13 protein-coding genes and 1 pseudogene are annotated in these 15,059 nt (G+C 58.8%); 10 read left to right on the top strand and 4 right to left on the bottom strand.

Annotated elements, in window-relative coordinates:
• The first annotated feature begins 226 nt into the window (after positions 1 to 226).
• The 9 genes and pseudogenes from ACSZO1_RS00070 to ACSZO1_RS00030 all read left to right on the top strand — a co-directional run bounded on the left by ACSZO1_RS00070 (position 227) and on the right by ACSZO1_RS00030 (position 8,027).
• A complete protein-coding gene (locus ACSZO1_RS00070; protein WP_437608274.1) occupies positions 227 to 1,210 on the top strand; it encodes an ABC transporter substrate-binding protein in 984 nt (327 codons plus the stop codon).
• 15 nt (positions 1,211 to 1,225) lie between these two features.
• On the top strand, positions 1,226 to 2,074 hold the full coding sequence (locus ACSZO1_RS00065; RefSeq protein WP_437608272.1) for an ABC transporter permease: 849 nt from the start codon (positions 1,226 to 1,228) through the stop codon (positions 2,072 to 2,074).
• Positions 2,074 to 2,835, top strand: coding sequence for an ABC transporter ATP-binding protein (locus tag ACSZO1_RS00060; protein WP_437608270.1), 762 nt, complete (start codon positions 2,074 to 2,076; stop codon positions 2,833 to 2,835). The genes ACSZO1_RS00065 and ACSZO1_RS00060 overlap by 1 nt, the downstream gene beginning before the upstream one ends.
• Positions 2,836 to 2,849: 14 nt before the next feature.
• The gene (gene hisD / locus ACSZO1_RS00055; RefSeq protein WP_437608269.1) at positions 2,850 to 4,178 is read left to right on the top strand and encodes a histidinol dehydrogenase; all 1,329 of its coding nucleotides are present in this window, start codon (positions 2,850 to 2,852) and stop codon (positions 4,176 to 4,178) included.
• On the top strand, positions 4,171 to 5,457 hold the full coding sequence (locus ACSZO1_RS00050) for a hypothetical protein (RefSeq protein WP_437608267.1): 1,287 nt from the start codon (positions 4,171 to 4,173) through the stop codon (positions 5,455 to 5,457). The genes hisD and ACSZO1_RS00050 overlap by 8 nt, the downstream gene beginning before the upstream one ends.
• 10 nt (positions 5,458 to 5,467) lie before the next feature.
• Positions 5,468 to 6,433 carry a zinc-dependent alcohol dehydrogenase gene (locus ACSZO1_RS00045; RefSeq protein WP_437608265.1) on the top strand — a complete coding sequence of 322 codons (966 nt, stop codon included), beginning with the start codon at positions 5,468 to 5,470 and terminating at the stop codon, positions 6,431 to 6,433.
• The gene (locus tag ACSZO1_RS00040; RefSeq protein ID WP_437608263.1) at positions 6,430 to 7,191 is read left to right on the top strand and encodes an SDR family NAD(P)-dependent oxidoreductase; all 762 of its coding nucleotides are present in this window, start codon (positions 6,430 to 6,432) and stop codon (positions 7,189 to 7,191) included. The genes ACSZO1_RS00045 and ACSZO1_RS00040 overlap by 4 nt, the downstream gene beginning before the upstream one ends.
• Before the next feature lie 253 nt (positions 7,192 to 7,444).
• Positions 7,445 to 7,725 (top strand): annotated as a pseudogene (locus ACSZO1_RS00035) (type II toxin-antitoxin system RelE/ParE family toxin).
• Positions 7,725 to 8,027 carry a HigA family addiction module antitoxin gene (locus tag ACSZO1_RS00030; RefSeq protein WP_437608261.1) on the top strand — a complete coding sequence of 101 codons (303 nt, stop codon included), beginning with the start codon at positions 7,725 to 7,727 and terminating at the stop codon, positions 8,025 to 8,027. The pseudogene ACSZO1_RS00035 and the gene ACSZO1_RS00030 overlap by 1 nt, the downstream one beginning before the upstream one ends.
• A gap of 50 nt (positions 8,028 to 8,077) precedes the next feature.
• Here the strand turns inward: ACSZO1_RS00030 and ACSZO1_RS00025 are convergent, their stop codons facing one another.
• From ACSZO1_RS00025 to hutH, 4 genes are read right to left on the bottom strand one after another with little or no spacing between them, the layout of a single operon-like run.
• Positions 8,078 to 9,223, bottom strand: coding sequence for an alpha-hydroxy acid oxidase (locus ACSZO1_RS00025; protein WP_437608259.1), 1,146 nt, complete (start codon positions 9,221 to 9,223; stop codon positions 8,078 to 8,080).
• On the bottom strand, positions 9,220 to 10,332 hold the full coding sequence (gene hisC / locus ACSZO1_RS00020) for a histidinol-phosphate transaminase (protein WP_437608257.1): 1,113 nt from the start codon (positions 10,330 to 10,332) through the stop codon (positions 9,220 to 9,222). The genes ACSZO1_RS00025 and hisC overlap by 4 nt, the downstream gene beginning before the upstream one ends.
• A 9-nt stretch (positions 10,333 to 10,341) precedes the next feature.
• Positions 10,342 to 12,027 (bottom strand): urocanate hydratase, encoded by a 1,686-nt coding sequence (hutU, locus tag ACSZO1_RS00015; RefSeq protein ID WP_437608255.1) that lies wholly within the window; start codon positions 12,025 to 12,027, stop codon positions 10,342 to 10,344.
• An 18-nt stretch (positions 12,028 to 12,045) separates the two neighbouring features.
• A complete protein-coding gene (hutH, locus tag ACSZO1_RS00010; protein ID WP_437608253.1) occupies positions 12,046 to 13,590 on the bottom strand; it encodes a histidine ammonia-lyase in 1,545 nt (514 codons plus the stop codon).
• A 474-nt stretch (positions 13,591 to 14,064) separates the two neighbouring features.
• On the opposite strand from hutH, the gene hutC reads away from it, so the two are divergent.
• Entirely contained in the window at positions 14,065 to 14,820 is a 756-nt protein-coding gene (gene hutC / locus ACSZO1_RS00005) for a histidine utilization repressor (RefSeq protein ID WP_437608251.1), read from the top strand.
• The last annotated feature ends 239 nt before the right edge of the window (positions 14,821 to 15,059 follow it).

Below are 15,059 nucleotides of genomic sequence, written 5' to 3'. Positions count from 1 at the left end.
ATGGCGATAGCTGGCACGTGTTCTAAAACTGAACTGTCAGTGTGCTTTTTTTGTGCACTGATGGTGCGGCGTGGTGGTGGTTTTGCGCCATAACTGAGCATCCGTATAACAGAAAAGCCGACACAGCGGGCTGCGCGGGTTGGCATTGCTCTTGCATTGACTTGTATATACATGGGCGTACAGGGCTATAACAGCTCGCCGTCTCACTCACCAGAAGGAAACCAACATGCTCTCTCTCCGTGCGTTGAAACACACTCTCGCCGCTGCCTGCTGTCTTGGTCTGCTGGCTTCCACGTCTTCGTTTGCCGCCCCGGAAGCGGGCACGCTGAAAATGGGGGTTGAACCCTGGCTCGGCTACGGACAGTGGCATGTTGCAACGGAACATGATCTGTTCAAAAAGCAGGGGTTTGAAAAAGTTGAGGTCATCAACTTTGCCGAGGACAAAGATATTAACGCGGCGCTCGCCAGCGGGCAAATCGATGCGGCAAATATTGCGACGCACACGGCGATGGGCATGATCTCCGCCGGGCTGCCGGTAAAAATTGTGCTGCTGCTGGATCAGAGCAACACCGCTGATGCGATGCTGGTGTCGCCGGAGGTGAAGTCGCTGCAGGATCTGAAAGGCAAACAGGTGGCGTATGAAGAGGGCACCACCAGCGATATTCTGCTGCGCAGTGCGCTGGCCTCGGCGGGGCTGGCATTCAGTGATATCAAACCGGTGCCGATGCCTGCGGCGTCTGCCGGTAGCGCGCTGATCGCCAAACGAGTGCCGGTGGCGGTGACCTATGAGCCTTATCTGTCTGTGGCGATGCAGGGCGATCCGAACCTGAAAATGCTCTACAGCGGCCATGCCGATCCGGGTCTGATCAGTGATGTGCTGGTGGTGCGTGACGACGTGATCAAGAACAAACCGGGGCAGATAGCGGCGCTGATTAAAACCTGGGATGCCGCACTGGCGCACTATCAGGCCAATACCGCTGCTGACCGTGCCGTGATCGCCAAAGCGGTCGGCGCCACACCGGAAGAGCTGAAAACCGCGTTTGACGGCGTGAAGTATTACAGCCTGGCGGAAAACAAACAGGTGTTAAGCCATGACTTCACCAGCAAAACCTTCCCTCACGTACTGAAAGCGGCGACCGACGCCGGAATTGTGCAGCAGCCGGTGACCCCGGCGCAGGTGATTGACGCCAGTTTCGTCAATGCCGAGTAATGTCGGAGGCTATGCATGAGTTCGTTAAAGCTGGAGGGCGTCAGCCCTCCACCGAAGAAACCGCGCCGTCGCCGCTGGAGCCTGATGACCATCGGCAAGGCACAGACGCGCCGTCAGTTTCTCACCATCGCGATTCTTGTTTTTGTCGTACTGACCGCTAGCTGGTGGCTGGCGACCCGCAGCGGGCTGGTGCCGCCGCTGTTTCTGCCGGGGCTGGACAGTGTCTGGCAGCGCATGATGGCGCTGGCAGCGAATGGCATGCTGTGGAGTGATGTGCAAAGCAGCCTGTACCGCATCGTTATTGCGTTTGCTATTTCATCGCTGATGGCGATTGTGATTGGCTTGCTGGCGGGTTGCTATGGCCTGTTTAAAGCGATTGTCGAACCGCTGGTGGATTTTGTGCGTTATATGCCGGTGGTGGCCTTTGTGCCGCTGACCATCCTGTGGACCGGCACGGATGATTTCCAGAAGTTCCTCGTCATCTGGATTGGCACCTTCTTCCAACAGGTGCTGATGATGATTGATGCGGTAAAACGCGTGCCGATCGATTTTATCGGCCTCGGCCGCACGCTGGGGATGCCGGACCGCAAAATCCTGTTCCGCATTGTGTTGCCTGCCGCCTTTCCGGCGATCTGGGATGCGCTGCGTATCAGCCTCGGCTGGGCGTGGACCTGGCTGGTGCTGGCGGAGCTGGTGGCGTCGACCTCAGGTCTCGGTTACCGCATTGTGGTGTCGCAGCGTTACTTTCAGACCGACACCATCATCGGCTACATCCTGCTGCTGGGTCTGCTGGGCCTGATCACCGACCAACTGATGCGTGCCGCCGAGCGCGTGCTGTTCCGCTACAACCGGAGACGTTCCTGATGGCGACACTGACCCTAAGCAAACTGGATAAAAGCTTTTCGCTCGGCAAGACGCGGCGCCAGGTGCTGCACGGTATCGATCTCACGCTGAACGATAACGAGTTTGTCTCGATTGTTGGCTCCTCGGGCTGCGGTAAAAGTACGCTGTTATCGATTGCCGCCGGTCTGGAGGAGTTCGACAGCGGTGATGTGCTGGTGGACGGGCAATCGATCACCGGGCCGGGCATTGACCGTGGCGTGGTGTTTCAGTCCTACACCTTACTGCCGTGGCTGACCGCGCGGCAGAACATTGAATTTGCCCTCAAAGCGGCAGGCACCCCGGCGAACCAGTGCCGCGATATCGCTCAGCAGCATCTGGAACTGGTCAAACTGGGCAGTGCGGGCGATCGCTGGCCGGGAGAACTCTCCGGCGGCATGAAACAGCGCGTGGCGATTGCGCGGGCGCTCTCGTATCGGCCGAAAATTCTGCTGATGGATGAGCCATTTGGCGCACTGGACGCCATGACGCGCCATCAGATGCAGCAACTGCTGATTGAGATCTGGGAGAAACATCGCCTGACGGTGATGTTCGTGACCCACGATATTGAAGAAGCGGTGTGGCTGTCCGATCGCATTGTGGTGATGGGGCCGGGGATTATCGACGCCACCTTTGATGTCGCACTGCCACGTCCGCGGCTGGAAACCATGAGCCGCGACGCCGAATTTATCGATTTACAACATCGCGTGCTGGATCGTATTCGCCAGCCTGCGCTGACTAACTGAGGAAGGAATTGACCATGTCTGTCACTTTTCACGATCTTTCTGCCGCGGATAGCCTGCCAGCGGAACTGTTTAAACGCACGGAATCCGATCTCTCTTTTTTCAGCGAACGCGTCACGCCGATTATTGCGGCCGTGAAAGAGCAGGGCGATGCGGCGCTGATCCGCTTTGGCCGTGAATTTGACGGTGTGCAGCCGGAACACTTTGCGCTGCGTGCTGAAGAGAGCGAGTTTGATGACGCCTTTGCCCGTATGGACCCGCAGGTGATTGAGTCGATTCGTTTCTCGGTGGAGAACGTGCGTGCGTTTCACGAGGCGCAAAAACCGGAAGAGATGTGGCTGAAAGAGATGCAGCCAGGCGCGTTTGCCGGCGACCGTCATGTGCCGATTGATGCCGTGGCCTGCTATGTGCCACGTGGTAAAGGGTCGTTCCCGAGCGTGCTGATTATGACCACCATTCCTGCCGTCGTGGCGGGGGTGCCGCGTGCGATTGTGATCACCCCGCCAGGGCCCGATGGCAAGGTGGATGATGCGACACTGGTGGCGGCGCGGCTGGTGGGGATTAAAGAGATCTACAAATGCGGCGGCGCGCAGGGTGTGGCGGCAGTGGCCTACGGCACCGAAAGCGTGCCGAAATGCCTGAAAATTGTTGGCCCTGGCAGCCCGTGGGTGGTGGCGGCGAAACGTCAGCTGACGCATCTGCTGGACCCGGGTGTGCCTGCCGGACCGAGTGAAAGCCTGATCCTTGCCGACGACAGTGTCGACGGTGCGCTGGCGGCGCTGGATTTGCTGATCGAGTCAGAACATGGCCCGGATTCTTCGGCGTATCTGGTGACCTCCAGCCGTCGCGTGGCGGAAGAGGCGATTGCCGCGTTACCGGACTACTGGGCACAGCAGGGTGAAAAGCGCGCCGGATTCTCGCAGAAAGTGCTTGGCGGCGATCACGGCGGCGTGGTGCTGACCAAAGATTTCGCCACGGCGGTGGCGTTTGTCAATCAGTATGCGCCTGAGCATCTGGAAATTCTGGCAGCAGAGCCGATGGCGGTGATGACGCAGATCCGCAATGCCGGTGAGATCCTGCTGGGGCCGTATACGCCGATCACGCTGGGTAACTTTGTCCTCGGGCCGAACGCGGTGCTGCCGACCAATGGCGCAGCAAAAACTGCCGGGCCGCTGTCGGTGTTTGATTATATGAAACGCATTTCGGTGGGCTACGTGACGGCGGCGGGTTATCAGCCGCTGGCCGATAAAGCCAAACGCTTCGCGGAATATGAAGGCTTCCCTGGGCATGCGCTGGCGGTATCGGCGCTGCGCAACCGTCTGTTGCAGGGGGATGATGATGCCTGAGTCGTCACGTCAGCCACTGGCCGCCGAGGCACGCGCGCTGGCGAAAGCCGGGGAGTGGCAACAGGCCAGTGATAAATTGCGTCAGTTGATTGGTGAAGTCACGGGCGTCAACGCACTGACGCTGCAGATTAACCGCGATCAGTACAGCCTGAATTCCCTGAATGGCCGCGTGACGCTGGCGGATGACCGCACGCTGTTTTTCAAATATCACCATGAAGAGGGTGAAGATCACACCATTGAAGAGTATTACCGCGCCGAACTGCTGCGCGAACACGGTTTCCGCGTTGATGTGCCGCTGTATGCCTGTGGTGAGCCGGGGCGGCAGATTCTGTTGTACCGCCTGCGCGCCGATCAACGGCTGGCAGATGTCTGCCGTGGCATTGAACTGCAGCAGTCAGCCATCGATCCACAGCAGGTGATTGCGGCTCAGCAGCGCGCCGATACGGAGATTCTGCAACACACGCTGCCGACATTGCAGCTCGGGCGGGTCAGCGATGTGGCGGCGGAGCCGATTCATCAGCTGTTTTATCACCGGCTGATCACACCCGGTGAGCAACCGGGTCTCGGTGGGCGGGTGAAGCTGTTTTATGTCGATAAACAGTTTCAGCTGGCGGATGTGCAACTGAGCTGGCAGACCCTGAGCAATCTGCAGTGGGAAATTAACGGCGTGCGCTACAGCCACACGTTGCGCCAGCTGTTTCTCGACGCCGCCACGCTGCTGGCGCCTGATGCACTGGCTCAGCACGGGGGGGTGGTGGCGCATGGCGATGCCCATAATGCCAATGTCTGGTATGAGACACAGGGCAGCCAGCCGGAGCTGGTGAGTTTTGACCCGGCCTTTGCCGGCAGTCATATTCCGGCGCTGCTGGCGGAGATTAAAGCCACTTTCCACAATATTTTCGCCCATCCCTGCTGGCTGTATGAACCGGCGCTGGCGGCGGATCGGTATCAGGTGTCGGTGACGCGTAGCGGCGATACCCTGCAGGTGACGCATAACTGGCAGCTGACGGAACTGCGTGCTGCGTTCCTGCGCAGCAAAGGGGATCGCTACTGGCGGCCATTGCTGGCGGAACTGAAAGCGCGCGGGCTGCTGCCGGGTAACTGGCAGCGCATTATGCGACTGGCGCTGTTTTGTTGTCCGACGCTGGTGCTGGATCTGCGCGCGGGCGGTGGCAGCGGCCATACGCCGGTCAGCTCGCCGCTGGGACTGGCGCTGGCGGTGATGCTGGGCAGCGAAGGCGATGATGACTTCAACCACTGGCTGCAACAACTGGTGTAAGGAGAAGCGGATGAAAGCAGTGCGCTTATATGGTGTCGGCGATTTACGGGTGGAAGAGGTTGCCCCGCCAGCGATCGCTGCCGATCAGTTGCGGATAAAGGTGCTGGCCGCCGGGATCTGTGGGTCTGATTTACATAACTATCGTACCGGCAAGTGGATTGCGCAGCTGCCGGTGACCCCCGGCCACGAGTTGTGTGGCGAAGTGCTGGAAGTGGGCGCATCGGTTGCCGGTTTTCAGCCGGGAGACCGGGTGGTGGCCGATTCCCGTGTCTGGTGCGGCGAGTGCCCGGCCTGCCAGCGTCAGCAGTTTAACCTCTGCACCGGGCTGGGTTTTGTCGGCGAAGTGTGTGATGGCGGTTTTGCTGAGCAGACACTATTACCGCCCCGTGGCGTGCTGAAAGTTCCGGCAGAGCTGCCGCCATCCGTTGCGGTAATAAGTGAGCCGCTGGGGGTGGCGCTGCGGGTGGTCAATCAGTTGCGGCCTGCGGCTGGCGCGGCTGTACGTGTGGCAGGTGGAGGCACCATCGGTGGGCTGGTGGCGCTGCTGCTGCATGAGATTGCGGGCTGCCAGGTGCAACTGAGTGAGCCGAATCCGGCGCGTTACCAGCTGCTGGCGGATATTATTCCGCTGCATCCCGCGGGTGATTTCGCTTATGCGGTGGAAGCGACGGGGATCACCGCCGTGCTTGATCAACTGGTGACAGAGATCAGAGCGGGTGGCCGCATCGCGCTGGTTGGGTTGTTCCATCATGCGGCGGATTTTGATTTTAATCGTCTGGTGGAGCGTGAGATTGATCTGGTCGGCTGCAGCGTTTTCGCGGATGAACAGCGTCAGGCGCTGGCGCTGTTACCACAGCTGGCCGATAAGCTGGCGACGCTGACTGCGCCGCCGATCACGCTGGATCAGACGCCGCAAACCTATCATAACCTGATTGCCGGCAACAGCCGCTGGCTAAAATCCTGGATACAACCATGAATCAGACTCTGCAACGTTTCTCGTTATCGGGTAAGCGCGCGCTGGTGACCGGCGGCACGCGCGGGATTGGTTTTGCTCTCGCCGCCGGACTGGCGCAGGCCGGAGCACAGGTGATGATCACCGGCCGCGATGCCGGTACGCTGGGAGCGGCAGTTGAGCAGCTACGCCAGTGGGATGTCACGGCCAGCGGTCAGGTGCTGGATGTCACCGACACCGGGCAAATCCGGGCATTGTTCGCTGCTATCGACGCGCCAGATATTCTGATAAATAACGCCGGTACTGAGCAGGTGTGTCCGTCGCTGGATGTGGATGAAGCGCTGTGGCAGCGCATTATCGATACCAACCTGAAGGGCGCTTTTTTCTGTGCTCAGGCGGCGGCGCGGCTGATGGTCAGCAACGGCGGTGGGGCGATCGTGAATCTCTGTTCGCTGACCAGTCAGGTTGGCGTGCCGGGTGCGGCGGCGTATGGCGCATCAAAATCGGGACTGGTCGGGCTGACCCATACCCTGAGCACCGAATGGGCGTCGCTGGGTATTCGCGTGAACGGTATTGGTCCGGGCTATTTCAGTACTGAGATGACGCAGGTGTTTTATCAGGACCCCGTCTGGTGCGAGGCGATGCAGGCGAAGATCCCGCTGGGGCGTTTTGGTGAGATGGACGACCTGGTTGGTGCCGCGATTTTTCTCTGCTCAGAAGCGGCGCGCTATATCACCGGGCAGGTGATTTATGTGGATGGGGGGTATCTGGCGGCGATTTGATTAGCCTGCGGCTGGGCTTTTAAAGCCAAAATCTTACACACTTAAAGCCCAGGTCAGGGGCGTTTCGCTCGCCCTGTTCAGCCGTTTTTCCTCAGCGCTTGCGACGCCTCCTGAAAAGCAAAAGCCAGGTCAAAACCTGAAAGAGCAACATCAGAAGCGAATCCCATTTCATTCTGTTCCGGCGGTGATAGTGTGTTTCTTGATGGGAAACATGTGGTAGGCTGTTTCTCGATGGGAAACAAGGAGGAGTGCCGTGATAAAGAGCTGGAAGCATAAGGGATTACAAAAGCTTTACGAGAAAGGTGATGCCAGTGGGGTCAGGCGAAGGATGCAGAACGTATTAAGCTCAGGTTACTGGTGCTTGATGAAGCGGCTACGACTGAAGAGTTTAAACTGTACCCGGGTTTTAAATTTCATCCGCTGAAAGGCGATAAACAGGATCTGTATTCAATCACCGTTCGTGCTAACTGGCGGATTACCTTCGAATTCAGAGACGGTGATGCCTATATATTGAATCTGGAGGATTATCATTGATGGCTATGTTAAACCCCCCGCACCCTGGTGGACTGATTACGGAATACCTGGAGGACTATAATGTCAGCCTTCGCTCGCTGGCGAGAGACTTGGGTGTTTCTCCCTCTGCGCTGAGCAAAGTCGCCACGGGTAAAACGGCGATTAGTCCGGAAATGGCGGTCCGCCTTGAAGCCGGATTAGGCATCGCTGCCCGACTTTGGTTGTCGATGCAGGCAACCTACGATCTGAGTAAGGTTCGCGAAACGATTGATACTTCGCATATCGTACCCTCCCCTTATGCCAGGCTGATTATGGCTCGCTAACTGTCATACCGGAGCAAGCGTGTTTGCTCCGGTTTGCTAATCGGATGGGGTCAGAGGGAGACGACATTGCGCAGCAGGTGCGGCCCCAGCTGCGCCACATTGCAGCACCCCAGTTGCGCCATCGTGCGATCAATCTCGCCGCGCAGCAGCGCCAGTGCCTGATCAACCCCAGCCTCACCGCCTGCCGCTACGGCATACAGCAGCGGCCGGCCGATCAGCACCGCACTGGCGCCAAGCGCCAGCGCTTTCACCACATCCGTACCACGGCGAAAACCGCTGTCGATCAGAATCGTCGCCTGCGACCCCAGTGCCTGGCGAATTTCTGCCAGCATCAACATTGGGCTGATGCTGCCATCCAGCTGACGACCTCCATGGTTGGAGAGCACAATGCCATCCGCGCCGCTGGCCATCGCCCGCTGCGCATCCTGCGGCGTCAGAATGCCTTTAATCAGCAATGGACCCTGCCACTCACTGCGCAGCCAGTCGATGGTTTGCCAGTCGAGCTGCGTTTCCATTTGCTCGGCAAAGTAGGCTGCACCGCCGACGCCGCGCTGGTATTGCGGCGGCAGGTAAGGGCGCAGATTACCGAAACCCGGCATGCCCTGCGGTTTCAGCGTACGCCACAGCCAGCCGGGCCGGGTAGCCACATGCAGCAGACTGGCGGCTGACAGTTTCATCGGGCGTCGATAGTGGCGCTTATCACGCGCGCGATTGCCGAAATGCACCGCATCCACCGATACCACTAACGTGGAGCATCCCGCCTGGCGCGCGCGTTTCAGCAGGTCGATGGTCACACTGCGATCTTTCAGCACATACAGCTGAAACCAGTGATTACCGCGGCCATCGGCGGCGATCTCTTCCATGGCTGCCGTTGAGACGGTGCTCTGGATAAAACCGATATTGGCTTTGCGCGCGGCCCGCGCCAGCATCAGGTCGGCCTGATAGCGCAGCATGCCGTTATAGCCCGTGGGAGCAATCAGCAGCGGTGCGCTGAACAGCTCATCACCCAGCTGCACGCTGAGATCGCGCTGACTGGCGTCCTGCAGCACCGGCGGGACAAACTGCCAGTGGCTGAATACTTCACGGTTATGGCGCAGCGTCAGTTCATCTTCTGCACCGCCATCAACATAGTTAAAAGCAAACGCGGGCAGGGTTTTCTTTGCCTGTGCGCGCCAGTCGTCAAGATTGAGGATCATAGCACCTGCCTGAGGGCGGCAATAAAACGCTGGTTATCCGCGGCGCTGCCGATGGATACGCGTATCCAGTCGCGGTAGCCGGGTTCCAGCCAGGGTTTGACAATAATGCCAAATGCCAGCAGTTTTCGTGCCAGTTCCGCGCCATCGCCCGCAATACGGAAAAACAGGAAGTTAGCCTGTGAAGGCGCGATCTGCAATACCAGTAGTTGCAGCTCTGCTGCCAGCCAGTCACGCTGCGCCACAACATAGGCCACACTGTCGCGTACATGCTGTTGATCATCGAGCGCAACCCGGGCGGCGGCTTGTGCCGCGCGATTGATATTAAACGGCGTGCGCACGCGATTCAGCAGATCCACCAGCGCCGGATCGCTGGCAAGGCCGTAGCCCACGCGCAATCCTGCCAGGCCGTACGCTTTCGAGAAGGTACGCAGCACAATCCATGGCCGCGACTGCTGGCGCAGCACGCTCAGGCTGTCCGGATAATCCGCCAGCCGGGCGCAGTATTCGAAGTAGGCTTCGTCGATCACCAGCAGGGCATCCGCAGGTGCAGCGTCAATCAGGCGCTGAAAACCCGCCTGGCCGAGCATACAGCCCACCGGATTAGAAGGATTGCTGATGATCACCATTTTCGCCGGGCGACTGAGCGCCTGTTCCCAGGCGGGCAGGTCATACTCCATCTGTTCATCAACAGCCACCAGATCCACCTGTGCCCCCATCAGCTGCGGATAGAGCTGATGCAGGCCGAAAGAGGGGAGCAGGGTGACCACGCGGTCACCGCTGTTAATAAACGCCAGGCACAGCAGCTTCAGCAACTCTTCGGAACCGTTGCCGATAGCAATACAGTCCGCCGCCACGCCGGTCGCCACCGCCAGCGCATCACGCAATTCACTGCTGGCGGCATCCGGGTAAATGGCGCTGCGCGGATTGCTCTGTTGCAGCGCCTGCTGTACCCGCGGGCTGGCGCCCAGCGGGTTTTCATTGCTGGCAAGGCGTGAAATGGTGTCCACCTGCCAGGTTTTTCTTACCGCTTCATCCGAAAGTCCGGCGTTATACGCGCCGAGTTGCAACACATCCTTGCGTGCCAGAGCGTGGAGTAAGTCGCTGTGCATGGGACCTCGCTATTTCACCATTGGCAGATTCAGCTGATGCTCACGAGCGCAGGCCTGAGCCAGCTCATAACCGGCATCGGCATGGCGCATCACCCCGGTCGCCGGGTCGTTCCACAGGACGCGTCCCAGACGTGCATCGGCTTCCTTGCTGCCGTCGCAGACAATCACCACCCCGGAATGCTGTGAGAAGCCCATTCCCACGCCGCCGCCGTGATGCAGGCTGACCCAGGTCGCCCCGCCAGCGGTATTCAGCAGCGCATTCAGCAGTGGCCAGTCAGAGACGGCATCAGAACCGTCGCGCATCGCTTCGGTTTCACGGTTGGGGGAGGCCACCGAACCGCAGTCGAGATGGTCACGACCAATCACCACTGGCGCTTTCAGTTCGCCGTTGCGCACCATTTCGTTAAACGCCAGTCCGGCGAGATGACGCTCGCCCAGACCCAGCCAGCAGATACGCGCCGGTAAGCCCTGGAAGGCGATGCGTTCCTGCGCCATGTCCAGCCAGCGATGCAGGTTAGCGTGATGCGGGAACAGCTCTTTCAGTTTAGCGTCGGTTTTGTAGATATCTTCCGGATCGCCGGACAGTGCCACCCAGCGGAATGGCCCTTTACCTTCGCAGAACAGCGGGCGGATATACGCCGGAACAAAGCCCGGGAAATCAAAGGCGTTTTTCACCCCTTCATCCAGTGCCACCTGGCGGATATTGTTGCCGTAGTCGACGGTAGGAATCCCCATATGGCAGAAATCGAGCATCGCCTGCACATGCACCGCCATTGACGCGCGCGCGGCTTTTTCCACTGCTTTCGGGTTGCTGGCGCGTTCGCTTTCCCACTGTTGCAGGCTCCAGCCCACCGGCAGATAGCCATTCACCGGGTCATGTGCGGAAGTCTGGTCGGTGACGATATCCGGTTTCATGCCGCCCGCTTTGGCGCGTTTCACCAGCTCCGGCAGAATTTCCGCCGCATTACCCAGCAGGCCCACAGAGATGGCGCGTCTGGCCTTGTTCGCCTCGTCGATCATTGCCAGTGCTTCATCGATGGTGTAAGCCTTGTAGTCGAGATAACGGGTGCGCAGACGGAAGTCGATACGTGATTCCTGGCACTCTACCGCCAGCACCGATGCGCCAGCCAGTACACCCGCCAGCGGCTGTGCGCCGCCCATGCCGCCCAGACCAGCGGTCAGAATCCACTTGCCGCTCAGGTCGCTGTTGTAGTGCTGACGGCCTGCTTCGGCAAAGGTTTCAAAGGTGCCCTGCACAATGCCCTGGGCACCGATATAGATCCACGAACCGGCGGTCATCTGGCCGTACATCATCAGGCCGGCTTTATCCAGCTCGTGGAAGTGATCCCAGTTCGCCCAGTGTGGCACCAGGTTGGAGTTGGCGATCAGTACACGTGGTGCATCGGCGTGGGTGCGAAACACACCGACCGGTTTGCCGGACTGCACCAGCAGCGTCTCTTCCGGCTGCAACACCTGCAGCGAACGCAGGATCTGCTCAAAGCATTCCCAGTTACGCGCGGCTTTACCAATGCCGCCATATACCACCAGGTCTTCCGGCCGCTCTGCCACGTCGGGATCAAGGTTGTTCTGGATCATGCGATATGCGGCTTCGATCAGCCAGTTTGCGCAGTGCAGCTGATTACCCTGTGGCGCACGGATTTCACGGGCGACGGCTTTGCTTACTGATTCACTCATTACCTTGTTCCTTATGATTTAAGCGTTATAACCTGGCAGCAGGGCGGTGATGACCTTAGGCCAGTTGTCACTGGCGGCCCACTGACGCATTTGTTCAATATCCGGCGCCATCAGCCGGTCTTTATCGAGGAAAACGACGCGTTGACGCAGCTGGGCCAGCTGTTGTTCGAGGATCGCCGAGCTTTGCAGCGGGCGGTGGAAATCGATGCCCTGGGCAGCGGCCATCGCTTCAATACCCACCACGGTGGCGGTGTTAAAGCACATTGCACCGAGACGTCGTGCCGCGTAAGTCGCCATCGAGACATGATCTTCCTGGTTAGCGGATGTTGGCAGGCTGTCGACGCTGCCCGGATGCGCCAGGGATTTGTTTTCTGAGGCCAGCGCGGCGGCGGTGACCTGTGCGATCATAAAGCCGGAGTTCACCCCGCCATCATTGACCAGGAATGGCGGCAGACCGGAGAGACCGGTATCCAGCAGCAGCGCCAGGCGGCGTTCGGAAATCGCGCCGATCTCCGCGACGGCCAGTGCGATAATATCGGCGGCGAAGGCCACTGGCTCGGCGTGGAAGTTACCGCCGGAGATCACTTCGCCGGAATCGGTAAACACCAGCGGGTTATCGGATGCGGCATTGGCTTCAATCTGCAATACGCGGGCGGCATGATTGAGGTTATCGAGGCATGCGCCCATCACCTGTGGCACACAGCGGATGGAGTAGGGGTCCTGCACGCGCCCGCAGTTGATGTGAGAGCAGAGGATATCGCTGCCTGTCAGCAGGCTGGAGACGGCGGCAGCAACGGCAATCTGCCCGCTCTGGCCGCGTGCCTGGTGAATACGGGCATCAAACGGTTTAATCGAACCTTTAATCGCTTCCAGTGACAGCGCACCCGCCACCAGTCCGGCAGCAAAGACGTTCTCTGCTTCAAACAGGCCGCGCAGTGCCAGTGCCGTCGAGACCTGGGTGCCGTTCAGCAGTGCCAGACCCTCTTTGGGACCCAGTACGAAAGGCTGTAGCCCGGCCAGCTTCAGCCCGTCCACGGCGCTGATCAGTTCACCATTGACCCGTACTTCGCCTTCGCCCAGCAGCATCAGGGATAAATGAGCCAGCGGCGCGAGATCGCCGGATGCGCCAACGGAACCTTTTTCCGGAATACACGGCATCACACCGGCGTTAAACAGGGCAATCAGGGCATCGACCAGTTCGATACGCACGCCGGAGTGGCCGCGGGCCAGGCTGATCACTTTGGTCGCCATCACCAGGCGTACCACATTGTCCGGTAGCAGATCGCCAATCCCGACACTGTGTGATAACACCAGATTGCGCTGCAGTTCCGCCAGTCGCTCAGCCGGGATAGTGGTATTCGCCAGCTTGCCAAAGCCGGTATTAATGCCGTAGGTCACTTTGCCGGAGCTGACGATGGCGGCCACGGTGGCATTGGCCTTAAGCACTTCGTCACGCGCACTGTCATCCAGCGTCAGCGTAACGCCGCCGTGATAAATGGTCCTGAGCACCGCCAGTCCCACCGCGCCGGGCAGCAGACGACATTCTTGCGTACTGAGCGACATAGTATACTCCTGTCTATACAAGTGTGATGAAAATAATACCCGTTTTTGCCGTGATATCTGTCTGTTGCAGATATCACTGATCTGATTCCCCTCCCCCACGGCGTGGGGGAGGGTTAGGGTGGAGGAGATACAGGCACGATGTCGGCCGTCTGTTCCCCCATCCCAGCCTTCCCCCGCAGGCGGCGGAAGGCGTAACCAGAACCACAATTTCTCGAAGCGACTATACTGAGTGAAGCATAAGTGTATATTCTTGTCTATACAAGTAAGCAAGGGCTGTGCCAGATCGATCACAAATCCGCGATCTGCTGCTGCGCGGCTTCCCGGCAACAGCAGAAGGTGGGTTCAGCGAAAATTGCACCGCGATCAAGCACGGCTTGCACAATCAGCGGGCAACCCGGCGCAGATGCAGATGTATATACATTTGTGCCATCAGTCAGTAAACTAAGATGATTAGCGTGATTAAGGATACCGACTATGGTCGAGCAGACCGCCATTACACAACTTGCCGCCGCCATGAGCGATCAGCCTGCGCCGATTTATCAGCGTGTGAAACAGGCGATTATCAGCCAGATCAATGAAGGGGTGTGGAAAGCGAATCAGCGCGTGCCATCGGAAAGTGAACTGGTCAATAAGCTCGGCGTCAGTCGCATGACCATTAACCGCGCGTTACGTGAGCTGACCAGCGAAGGCTATCTGATCCGTATGCAGGGTGTCGGTACCTTTGTCGCAGAAAACAAGGGTTATACCGCGATGCTGGAAGTGCATAATATCGCGGAAGAGATTGCCCAGCGTGGTCATACCCACAGCAGCAAAATCCTGTCGATTGGCGAAATTAAAGCGGACCCGGAGCAGGCGGCGGTGCTGGGACTGGCGACCGGCGCAGCAATTTTCCACTCGCTGATTGTGCATTATGAAAACGAGCTGCCGGTGCAGCTGGAAGATCGTCTGGTGAACCCGCTGATGGCGCCAGACTATCTGCGCCAGGATTATGCCAGCCAGACGCCGTATACCTATCTGATGCGCGTGGCGCCGCTGACGGCCGGGGAACATATTGTTGAAGCAGTGGCGGCGGATGCGCGCCAGCGTAAATATCTGGCGCTGGAAGAGTATGAACCTTGCCTGCTGATCCGCCGTCAGACGTGGAGCGACAGCAAGATTGTTACCTACGCGAAACTGCTGTATCCCGGCTCACGCTATAAATTACTGGGGCGTTTCAAAGGGCATGGTTGATTCACCCGCGAAAACTGCCACTGCGGGCTAATACTGGCCCGCAAGTCAGATTCTTTTTGCCAGCAGATGACCCGCTGATCATTTTATGCCTGCAGAAAAACAGGGTTGGGTTTTCAACGTCGGTTTTATCATGTTCTACCTGATTTTAGTGATATTGCCGGACGGATTCAAGTTCGAAGTGCAACGCTAAGCCGCCTGTCTTAACTCTGCAAAGACCACTGAAGGCTGCCGGAACCCGA

The sequence above is a fragment of the Erwinia sp. V71 genome (assembly GCF_965644245.1).
In the GTDB taxonomy this organism is placed as follows: Bacteria; Pseudomonadota; Gammaproteobacteria; order Enterobacterales; family Enterobacteriaceae; genus Erwinia.
This window is presented reverse-complemented; position numbering and strand designations above follow the sequence as displayed.